9 protein-coding genes are annotated in these 9,912 nt (G+C 73.2%); 8 read left to right on the top strand and 1 reads right to left on the bottom strand.

What is annotated here, in order from left to right; genetic code table 11:
- Positions 1–163: 163 nt before the first annotated feature.
- The gene (locus ACZ4VL_RS18575; protein ID WP_468200811.1) at positions 164–541 is read right to left on the bottom strand and encodes a DUF1844 domain-containing protein; all 378 of its coding nucleotides are present in this window, start codon (positions 539–541) and stop codon (positions 164–166) included.
- A 354-nt stretch (positions 542–895) separates the two neighbouring features.
- On the opposite strand from ACZ4VL_RS18575, the gene infC reads away from it, so the two are divergent.
- The 8 genes from infC to ACZ4VL_RS18535 all read left to right on the top strand — a co-directional run bounded on the left by infC (position 896) and on the right by ACZ4VL_RS18535 (position 9,833).
- Positions 896–1,615: a translation initiation factor IF-3 gene (gene infC, locus ACZ4VL_RS18570; RefSeq protein WP_468200821.1), complete on the top strand. Its 720-nt coding sequence runs from the start codon at positions 896–898 to the stop codon at positions 1,613–1,615.
- Positions 1,616–1,719: 104 nt separating this feature from the next.
- A complete protein-coding gene (gene rpmI, locus ACZ4VL_RS18565; RefSeq protein ID WP_114056849.1) occupies positions 1,720–1,914 on the top strand; it encodes a 50S ribosomal protein L35 in 195 nt (64 codons plus the stop codon).
- Positions 1,915–2,014: 100 nt separating this feature from the next.
- Positions 2,015–2,407 carry a 50S ribosomal protein L20 gene (gene rplT / locus ACZ4VL_RS18560; RefSeq protein WP_008741875.1) on the top strand — a complete coding sequence of 131 codons (393 nt, stop codon included), beginning with the start codon at positions 2,015–2,017 and terminating at the stop codon, positions 2,405–2,407.
- Positions 2,408–2,579: 172 nt separating this feature from the next.
- On the top strand, positions 2,580–3,443 hold the full coding sequence (locus tag ACZ4VL_RS18555; protein WP_468200807.1) for a TrmH family RNA methyltransferase: 864 nt from the start codon (positions 2,580–2,582) through the stop codon (positions 3,441–3,443).
- Positions 3,444–3,499: 56 nt separating this feature from the next.
- On the top strand, positions 3,500–4,690 hold the full coding sequence (locus tag ACZ4VL_RS18550) for a sensor histidine kinase (RefSeq protein ID WP_468200805.1): 1,191 nt from the start codon (positions 3,500–3,502) through the stop codon (positions 4,688–4,690).
- 153 nt (positions 4,691–4,843) lie between these two features.
- The gene (gene pheS / locus ACZ4VL_RS18545) at positions 4,844–5,974 is read left to right on the top strand and encodes a phenylalanine--tRNA ligase subunit alpha (RefSeq protein WP_468200803.1); all 1,131 of its coding nucleotides are present in this window, start codon (positions 4,844–4,846) and stop codon (positions 5,972–5,974) included.
- The gene (gene pheT, locus ACZ4VL_RS18540; RefSeq protein WP_468200801.1) at positions 5,974–8,502 is read left to right on the top strand and encodes a phenylalanine--tRNA ligase subunit beta; all 2,529 of its coding nucleotides are present in this window, start codon (positions 5,974–5,976) and stop codon (positions 8,500–8,502) included. Before pheS ends, pheT begins: the two co-directional genes overlap by 1 nt.
- Positions 8,503–8,669: 167 nt before the next feature.
- A complete protein-coding gene (locus ACZ4VL_RS18535; RefSeq protein ID WP_468200799.1) occupies positions 8,670–9,833 on the top strand; it encodes a PP2C family protein-serine/threonine phosphatase in 1,164 nt (387 codons plus the stop codon).
- The last annotated feature ends 79 nt before the right edge of the window (positions 9,834–9,912 follow it).

Genomic DNA, 9,912 nt, shown 5'->3' with positions numbered 1-9,912 from the left:
TCTCCACTCGCTGCCTGGCCTGCCACCTCCCCTCGGCCGGGGGGGGGGGGCGGGGGGGGGGAGAAGAAGAAGGAAGTGGGGGAGGGATGGGGCCCCCCCCCCCCCCCCTCCCCGATGCCGTTCCCGCAGCGCGGCCCCGGCCTGCCGACCGGGCGTCCGCCCGTCAGGCGTAGACGGGTCCGGTGAACTTCTCGCCCGGACCCTGGCCCGGCTCGTCCTGGACGACGGACGCCTCGCGGAACGCGAGCTGGAGCGACTTCAGGCCGTCACGCAGCGGGGCCGCGTGGAAGGAGCTGATCTCGGTGGCGCTGGCGGTGACCAGGCCGGCCAGGGCGGTGATCAGCTTGCGGGCCTCGTCGAGGTCCTTGTGCTCGGAGTCCGGCTTGTCCAGGCCCAGGTTGACCGCCGCGGCGCTCAGCAGGTGAACGGCCACCGTGGTGATCACCTCGACGGCGGGCACGTCCGCGATGTCACGCGTCAGGGCGTCGTAGTCGGGGGCCTGGTCGGCCTCGGCGGTGGGGGAGGGGGTCGCGTCAGTCATGTCCCACACGATAAGCCGGGCCGTGCGGGCCCCCGACCCGGCACCGGGTGAGCGGCCCTGGCGCGGAATGCTATATTGGGCTAACGACCGGCCGGAGACGCATGTCACCGGCCCACAAGTGGAGGCTCCGTTCTCCCACCTGACCACCCTCCGGGGCGGCGGGTCACCGGTCAGGCGGCATCCATCGTTCCGTACGGACGATGGGAAGCCGCCCGAGTCTGCGCCCCGCGGTATGCACGCGGCGGTGCTCCGGTTGTCATTGGAGCCCCTGCCTGTGCCCGGCGGGGCATTTTTGTTTCCCTGCCGCGGTTGGTCGTGACGACACAGACGTCAGCGGCTGTCTGCCTGACAGCCGTGTGGTGCTACCGAGGAGGATCCATCAGCACCGAGCCCCGCATCAACGATCGGATTCGTGTCCCTGAGGTGCGACTCGTCGGTCCCAGCGGCGAACAGGTGGGTATCGTCCCGCTTGCGAAGGCGCTTGAACTCGCGCAGGAGTACGACCTGGACCTTGTCGAGGTCGCAGCGTCTGCCCGGCCGCCGGTCTGCAAGCTCATGGACTACGGCAAGTTCAAGTACGAGTCGGCCATGAAGGCCCGTGAGGCGCGCAAGAACCAGGCGCACACGGTCATCAAGGAGATGAAGCTCCGGCCGAAGATCGACCCGCACGACTATGACACCAAGAAGGGTCACGTCGTTCGGTTCCTCAAGCAGGGCGACAAGGTCAAGATCACGATCATGTTCCGTGGTCGCGAGCAGTCCCGGCCGGAGCTCGGCTACCGACTGCTGCAGCGTCTGGCGGAGGACGTCCAGGAGCTCGGTTTCGTCGAGTCGAACCCGAAGCAGGACGGCCGCAACATGATCATGGTTCTCGGTCCCCACAAGAAGAAGACCGAGGCGATGGCCGAAGCCCGCGAGGCCCAGGCCGCCCGCAAGGCCGAGCGCCAGGGTGCGGCCGCCGCCAAGGACGCGGACGCCGCGGAGGGCGACGAGGTCGCCTCCACCGAGGCTGCCGAAGCCGCCGAGGCCGCCGACGCCTCTGACGCCTCCGACGAGGCACAGGCCGAGGCCTGATCCCGGGGCACCCGGTCCCGGATCACCGACACACCATGACGTTCCCGCAGGCCGGTCCGGTACCGGACCGGTGGGAACGCCACTGACGAGGAGATAACGGCGCCATGCCGAAGAACAAGACGCACAGCGGTACCAAGAAGCGCTTCAAGGTCACCGGCTCCGGCAAGGTGCTCCGTGAGCGCGCCGGCAAGCGCCACCTGCTCGAGCACAAGTCGTCCAAGCTGACGCGTCGCCTCACCGGCAACGCCGAGATGGCCCCGGGCGACGCCGCGAAGATCAAGAAGCTTCTCGGCATCTGACATCCCCTGCCCCCACCGGGGCGGGATGCCAAGACCGGTACCCCATCGAACTTTCGGGCCGCGTGAACACACCCGCGGCCCCGCTACAAGGAGTTAAAAAGTGGCACGCGTCAAGCGGGCAGTAAACGCCCACAAGAAGCGCCGGGCGATCCTCGAGGCGGCCTCCGGCTACCGCGGTCAGCGTTCGCGCCTGTACCGCAAGGCCAAGGAGCAGGTCACCCACTCGCTGGTCTACAACTTCAACGACCGCAAGAAGCGCAAGGGCGACTTCCGTCAGCTGTGGATCCAGCGCATCAACGCCGCTGCCCGCCAGAACGGCATGACGTACAACCGCCTCATCCAGGGTCTGAAGGCCGCCAACATCGAGGTGGACCGCAAGATCCTCGCGGAGCTGGCCGTCAACGACGCCAACGCGTTCGCCGCGCTGGTCGAGGTCGCCCAGAAGGCGCTCCCGGCCGACGTGAACGCCCCGAAGGCCCCCGCCGCCGCCTAAGCACCGCGCTTACGCAGCAGGCCTTCACTGGCTTCAGCCCGGACCCGCAGGCCCTGTGCCTGCGGGTCCGGTGCGTGTGGGGCCCGCACGGCGCCACGCCGCGCCGCACCACGCACCGCCCCTGTCAGACCGCAGCACACCCGCAGTACGCACGGAAGCGAGCCGACCGACCATGGGAACCCCCGCCCCCGCCGAGCTGATCTCCCCCCGGTCCCCGCGGGTGGCCGCCGCCAGGCGGCTGGCACGGCGCAACTTCCGCACCAAGGAGCGCCGCTTCCTCGCCGAGGGCCCGCAGGCCGTCCGCGAGGCCGTGGAGCACCGCCGGGCCACCGGCCCCACCCTGATCGAGCTGTTCGCGACCGTCGAGGCCGCCGAGCGCTACGGCGAGATCATCGACGCCGCCCGGGCCGCCGGCGTCCGCGTCCACCACGCCTCCGACGAGGTGCTCGCCGAGGTCTCCCAGACCGTCACCCCGCAGGGGATCGTCGGCGTCTGCCACTTCCTCGACTCGCCGTTCGAGGAGATCCTCGCCGCCCGGCCCCGGCTCGTCGCCGTCCTCGCGCACGTCCGCGATCCCGGGAACGCCGGCACCGTGCTCCGCTGCGCCGACGCCGCCGGCGCCGACGCGGTCGTGCTGACCGACGCCTCCGTCGACCTGTACAACCCGAAGTCCGTGCGCGCCTCCGTGGGCTCCCTCTTCCACCTGCCCGTCGCCGTCGGCGTGCCCGTGGAGCGGGCCGTCGAGGGGCTGCGGGCGGCCGGGGTGCGGATCCTGGCCGCCGACGGGGCCGGCGAGGACGACCTGGACGCCGAGCTCGACGCCGGCACCATGGGCGGCCCCACGGCCTGGGTCTTCGGCAACGAGGCCTGGGGCCTGCCGGAGGAGACCCGGGCGCTCGCCGACGCCGTCGTACGCGTCCCGATCCACGGCAAGGCGGAAAGCCTGAACCTCGCAACGGCCGCCGCCGTGTGCCTCTATGCTTCCGCGCGTGCACAGCGGGCGCCCGGAGGGTGCCGCTCCGTGACCCCCAGCTAGTAGTGTGGCCGCCCGGGGGGCCCACTGCGCTACTCGGAGATGTGGGGTACGGGGACATGACCGTCGGTACGAACAGCTCGCCAGCGGCCACGAACGCGCCGGGGACGCCCTCCCTGGGAGCGGTGCCCGCGCAGCCCCCGGGCGGCCGCACCGGCCCGGACGCCGCCGCCGACCTGGCCGGCCTCGGGGTCGACCCCGACGACCTGCCCGACGGGCTCGTCATCGCCGACGACACCGGCCGGGTCATCTGCTTCAACACCGCCGCCGCCCGCATCACCGCCCTCGCCCCCGCCGAGGCCCTCGGCGCCCGCATCGACCGGGCGCTGCCGCTGGAGGACCTCGACGGCCGCCGCTGGTGGGCGCTCACCGACCCGTACGGGGGCCTCGCCACCCGGCGCGGCCAGCCCGAGCGGAACCTGCTGCTCCCCGGCGGCCGCGAGGTGCTCGTCTCCGCCCGGTACGTCCGCGCCCACCCGACCGGCCCGCTGCGCCGCCTCGTCGTCACCCTGCGCGGCACCGAGGCCCGCCGCCGCACCGAGCGCAGCCACGCCGAGCTGATCGCCACCGTCGCCCACGAACTGCGCTCCCCCCTGACCTCCGTCAAGGGGTTCACCGCGACCCTGCTCGCCAAATGGGAGCGGTTCACCGACGACCAGAAGCGCCTGATGCTGGAGACCGTAGACGCCGACGCCGGCCGCATCACCCGCCTCATCGCCGAACTCCTCGACATCTCCCGCATCGACTCCGGGCGTCTGGAGGTCCGCCGCCAGCCCGTCGACATCGCCACGGCCGTCGGCCGGCACGTCCAGGCCCTCACCGCGAACGGCCAGGCCCCCGACCGGTTCCTCGTCCGCGTCAGCCGCTCCCTGCCCGCGCTGTGGGCCGACCCGGACAAGATCGACCAGATCCTCGGCAACCTCCTGGAAAATGCCGTGCGCCACGGCGAGGGAACGGTCACCATCGACGTATCGCCGACCAGCCTGACGAACGCCGCGGGCAAGACCGAGAAGGGAACCGCCGTCACCGTGACCGATGAGGGCCCCGGTATCCCCGAGGAGTCGATGGGCCGCGTCTTCACCCGCTTCTGGCGGGGCAGCAAACGCGGCGGAACCGGCCTGGGCCTGTACATCGTCAAGGGCATCGTGGAAGCCCACGGCGGCGCCATCACGGTCGGCCGCGGCCCAGACGGCGGCGCAGAGTTCCGATTTATCCTGCCCGTCGGCGCGCCGGCGTACCTCGCGCAGTAGCACCAGCACTGCGGAGCGTCTCGCCAGGCGGCCCTCGGGCTCCTCACCTCCCCCGCGGCCCGTAGACTCGTCCTTTGGCACCTTTGTGTCCTTGTGTCGAGCTCTTGTGTCGAGCGGGGACCTCCAGCCAGCCCATCGGAAGTACGGGAAGAGATGTCGGCACCCAACAAGTCCTACGACCCTGTCGAGGTCGAGGCACTGAAACCGGAAGAGATCGAGCGCATGCGGGACGAGGCGCTCGCCGCCTTCGCGGCCGCCGGCGACCTCGACGAACTGGCGCACGCGAAGACGGCCCACGCGGGCGGCACCTCGCCGCTCGCCCTCGCCAACCGCGAGATCGGCGCGCTGCCCCCGCAGGCCAAGGCCGAGGCGGGCAAGCGCGTGGGCCAGGCCCGCGGCGCCGTGAACAAGGCGTACGCGGAGCGCCTCGCCCAGCTGGAGGCCGAGCGCGACGAGCGCGTGCTGGTCGAGGAGGCCGTGGACGTCACGCTGCCGTACGACCGCGTCCCCGCAGGCGCCCGCCACCCCCTGACGACGCTGATGGACCGCATCGCGGACGTCTTCGTCGCCATGGGCTACGAGGTCGCCGAGGGCCCCGAGGTGGAGGCGGAGTGGTTCAACTTCGACGCCCTCAACTTCACGCCCGACCACCCGGCCCGGCAGATGCAGGACACCTTCTTCGTCCAGGGCCCCGAGGGGGTCGAGGGCGACGAGTCCGGCGTCGTGCTGCGCACGCACACCTCGCCCGTGCAGGCCCGCTCGCTGCTGGAACGCCGCGAGCCGCCCGTCTACATCGTCTGCCCGGGCCGCGTGTACCGCACCGACGAGCTCGACGCCACGCACACCCCGGTCTTCCACCAGGTCGAGCTGCTCGCCGTGGACGAGGGCCTGACCATGGCCGACCTCAAGGGCACCATCGACCACATGGTCAAGGCGCTCTTCGGCGACGACGTGACCACCCGGCTGCGCCCGAACTTCTTCCCGTTCACCGAGCCGTCCGCCGAGATGGACATGCAGTGCTACGTGTGCCGCGGCGCGTCGGTGGGCAACCCCGACCGTCCCTGCCGCACCTGCTCCAGCGAGGGCTGGATCGAGCTCGGCGGCTGCGGCATGGTCAACCCGAAGGTGCTCACCGCCTGCGGTGTGGACCCCGAGAAGTACAGCGGGTTCGCCTTCGGCTTCGGCATCGAGCGGATGCTGATGTTCCGGCACAACGTGGAAGACATGCGAGACATGGTCGAGGGTGACGTCCGGTTCACCCGGCCCTTCGGGATGGAGATCTGATGCGGGTCCCGCTTTCTTGGCTGCGGGAGTACGTCGACCTGCCTGCGGGCGAGACCGGTCGTGACGTGCAGGCCAAGCTCATCGACGCCGGTCTGGAGGTCGAGACCGTCGAGCAGCTCGGCGCCGATCTGACCGGCCCCCTCGCCGTGGGCCAGGTGCTGACCATCGAGGAGCTGGAGGGCTTCAAGAAGCCGATCCGCTTCTGCACGGTCGACGTCGGCCGGGCCAACGGCACCGGCGAGCCCCAGGAGATCGTCTGCGGCGCCCGCAACTTCGCCGTCGGCGACAAGGTCGTCGTGGCCCTGCCCGGCGCCGTCCTGCCCGGCGACTTCGCGATCGCCGCGCGCAAGACGTACGGCAGGAACTCGCACGGCATGATCTGCTCGGGCGACGAGCTCGGTATGGGCGACGACGGCACGCACGGCATCATCGTGCTGCCGCCGGAGCACGAGGTCGGCACCGACGCGATCGAGCTGCTCCAGCTCGTCGACGAGGTCCTCGACATCGCCGTCACCCCGGACCGCGGCTACTGCCTGTCGATGCGCGGCGTGGCCCGCGAGACCGCCACCGCGTACGGCCTGCCGCTGCGCGACCCGGCGCTGCTCGACGTCCCGGCGCCCAACTCGTACGGCTACCTCGTCAAGATCAACGACCCGGCCGGCTGCGACCGCTTCACCGCGCGCACCGTCACGGGCCTGGACCCCGAGGCGAAGTCCCCGATCTGGCTCAAGCGCCGCCTGCAGAAGGCGGGCATGCGCCCGATCTCGCTCGCCGTCGACGTCACGAACTACGTGATGCTCGAACTGGGGCAGCCGCTGCACGCCTACGACCGCTCCCGCCTGGACGGCGCCATCGGCGTCCGCCGGGCCGAGCAGGGCGAGAAGTTCACCACCCTCGACGGGGTCAAGCGCACCCTCGACGCCGAGGACCTGGTGATCACCGACAACAGCGGGCCGATCGGCCTCGCGGGTGTCATGGGCGGCGCCGACACCGAGATCGCCGACTCCGTCACCGACCCGGAGACCGGCCAGGTCACCGGCACCACGGACGTCGTCATCGAGGCCGCGCACTTCGACCCGATCGCGATCTCCCGCACCGCCCGCCGCCACAAGCTGTCCTCGGAGTCCTCCAAGCGCTTCGAGCGCGGCGTCGACCCGCAGGCGGCCTCCGCGGCCGCGCAGCGGACCGTCGACCTGCTGGTGCTGCTCGCCGGCGGCACCGCCGAGGCCGGCGTGACCGAGCTCGTCGCCCCGGGCGCCCCGCGCACCATCGCGATGCGCGCGGACCACCCGGACAAGGTCGCGGGCATGGACTACGGCCGCGAGACCGTCGTCCGCCGCCTCCAGGAGGTCGGCTGCGACGTCTACGGCCAGGACGAGCTCGTCGTCACCGTCCCGTCGTGGCGGCCCGACCTCGCCGCGCCGAACGACCTCGCCGAAGAGGTCATCCGGCTGGAGGGCTACGCCAACCTCCCGTCGACCCTGCCCCAGGTGCCGTCCGGCCGCGGTCTGACCGCCCGCCAGCAGCTGCACCGCCGGGTCGGCCGGGCGCTGGCCGGCGCCGGCTACGTCGAGGCGCTGAACTACCCGTTCCTCGGCGAGCAGGTCTTCGACCAGCTCCAGCTGCCCGCGCACGACGCCGCCCGCCAGGTCGTGAAGCTGGTCAACCCGCTCTCCGACGAGGAGCCGGCGCTGCGCACCACGCTGCTGCCGGGCCTGCTCCACGCGCTGCGCCGCAACGACAGCCGCGGCAGCCACGACCTCGCCCTGTTCGAGACCGGCTCGGTCTTCCGGGCCGGTGACCGGGCGGGCGTCGCGGTGCGGCTGCCCGTCGACCGCCGTCCCACGGACGAGGAGATCGCGACGCTCGACGCCGCCCTGCCGGCCCAGCCGCGGTACGCCGCGGTCGTGCTGGCCGGTGCGCGCGAGCAGGCCGGCTGGTGGGGCACGGGCCGTCCGGCCGACTGGGCGGACGCCGTCCAGGCCGCGCGCACGCTGGCCGTCGAGGCCGGTGCGGAGCTGGTGGTCCGCCAGGGCCAGTACGGCCCCTGGCACCCGGGCCGGTGCGCCGAGCTCGTCGTCACCCTCGACGGGGTCGAGCAGGTCATCGGCCACGCCGGTGAGCTGCACCCGCGCGTCGTGAAGGCGCTGGGCCTGCCGGCCCGCACCAGCGCGATGGAGCTCGACCTGGACCGTCTCGCGGCGGCCGGCGGCGAGGCCGTGGGCGCGCCCCGGATCTCCTCCTTCCCGGTGGCGACCCAGGACGTCGCGCTGATCGTCGACGCGTCCGTCCCGGCGGCCCGCGTCGAGGCGGCGCTGCGCAAGGGCGCGGGCGAACTGCTCGAATCGCTGCGGCTGTTCGACGTGTTCACCGGTGAGCAGGTCGGCGAGGGCAAGAAGTCCCTGGCGTACGCGCTGCGCTTCCGCGCGGCCGACCGCACGCTGACGGTCGAGGAGTCCACGGCCGCCCGCGACGCGGCGGTGGCGCTGGCCGCCGAGCGCACGGGGGCGGTGCTGCGCGGCGCGTAGGCGACGCCGTCGGCAGACGTAGGGCCAGGTGAGGGGCGTATCCGGGGAACCGGATGCGCCCCTCACTCATTCGGGTGAGAACCCCCTCCAGCCGTGCCCCCGGGGCGGGCCGGGTCGAAAGAATCGGGGCGGCCGGGTGCCCAGGGCCGGACACGGGAGTCCCAGGGATGATCACGCATGGGGAGATGCCCCAGCTGCGCCGGGCGGGCGTCCTCACGTGGGGCGGCGCCGCGGTGTCATGGGAGCTGTCCACGCCCGGCCGGCCGTTGTGGGCCGGGCTGGCCAGCTGCGCCGCCTTCCTGCTCCTCGCCGCCGGTTGTGCCCTGCACGTCCGGCGCGGCCTGAAGGCCCGGCTCAGACGCTCCCAGGAGATCGCCGGCGCCGTCCAGCGGGCGCTGCTGCGGCCCCTGCCGCCGCGGATCGAGGGACTCGCGGTGGCGGCGGCCCAGCTGTCGGCGAGCCGGGGCGCGGCGGTCGGCGGCGACCTGTACGAGGCCGTCCCGACCCCGTACGGGGTGCGGGTCGTCATCGGGGACGTACGCGGCCACGGCCTGCCGGCACTGGCGGCCGCGGCGGCGGTGCTCGGCGCCTTCCGTGAGGCGGCCTACGACGAGGCCGCGCTGGCCGGGGTGCTGCGGCGCATGGAGCGGGCGCTCGCCCGGCACGTGCGGCAGCGGGCCCGGGCGGAACACCCGTCGGCCTGCCCGGCCGAGCCCGAATCGCCCTCCGCGGAGGAGTTCGTGACGGTGCTGCTGCTGGAGATCGGGCGGGACGGCGCCGTGACGGCCCTCAACTGCGGGCACCCGTGGCCCGTTCTGCTGCGCCGGCCGGACGGGGCCCTGGAGCCCTGCGGGGCCGTCCCCGCCGCCGCGTCCCCGGTGCCGGCACGGCCCGGACCGGTGGCGTACCCGTCGGCGGGGCCCGCGGGGGCCGCGCCCCGGACGAGGAGGGGGTGTGCGCTCCGGCCGGCGCCGGGACGGGAAGCGGACGGGGAACCCGCGGCGGAGGGGGTGCGGGTGCTCGACGGGGGCGAGCCCCTGCCACCGCTCGGGGTGGTGCCCGTGCCCGACGGGCTGGTGGCGGGGGACTGCGGCCAACTGCGCCCCGGAGACCTCCTGTTCCTGCACACCGACGGCGCCGAGGACGCCCGCGATGCCGCCGGCCGGTTCTTCCCGCTGCCCCGCGTCCTGGCCGGGATCCTGGCCAGGCAGCCGGCGCCCACGCCCGCGCGGCTGGTCGCGGGCGTCCATGCCGCACTGCTGCGGCACACCGGCGGGCGGCTCACCGACGATGTCGCCCTGCTGGTCCTCCGCAGCGACCGCTGCGCCTGAACCCCGTACCGGGGAGGCGACCGGAACCGCACACCGGGCCCCGGTGGGAGGGCCCGGCGCGCGTTCCTCCCGGCCCCCG

Source organism: Streptomyces sp. NPDC029014 (genome assembly GCF_055564695.1).
The sequence above is the reverse complement of the archived record's forward strand: the minus strand, read 5'-3'. Positions and strand labels throughout refer to the sequence as shown.

Coding starts and splice junctions, on each gene's coding strand:
- ACZ4VL_RS18575 (WP_468200811.1), bottom strand. CDS start 541: ATGACTGACGCGACCCCCTCCCCCACCGCCGAGGCCGACCAGGCCCCC.
- rpmI (WP_114056849.1), top strand. CDS start 1,720: ATGCCGAAGAACAAGACGCACAGCGGTACCAAGAAGCGCTTCAAGGTC.
- ACZ4VL_RS18555 (WP_468200807.1), top strand. CDS start 2,580: ATGGGAACCCCCGCCCCCGCCGAGCTGATCTCCCCCCGGTCCCCGCGG.
- ACZ4VL_RS18550 (WP_468200805.1), top strand. CDS start 3,500: ATGACCGTCGGTACGAACAGCTCGCCAGCGGCCACGAACGCGCCGGGG.
- pheS (WP_468200803.1), top strand. CDS start 4,844: ATGTCGGCACCCAACAAGTCCTACGACCCTGTCGAGGTCGAGGCACTG.
- pheT (WP_468200801.1), top strand. CDS start 5,974: ATGCGGGTCCCGCTTTCTTGGCTGCGGGAGTACGTCGACCTGCCTGCG.
- ACZ4VL_RS18535 (WP_468200799.1), top strand. CDS start 8,670: ATGATCACGCATGGGGAGATGCCCCAGCTGCGCCGGGCGGGCGTCCTC.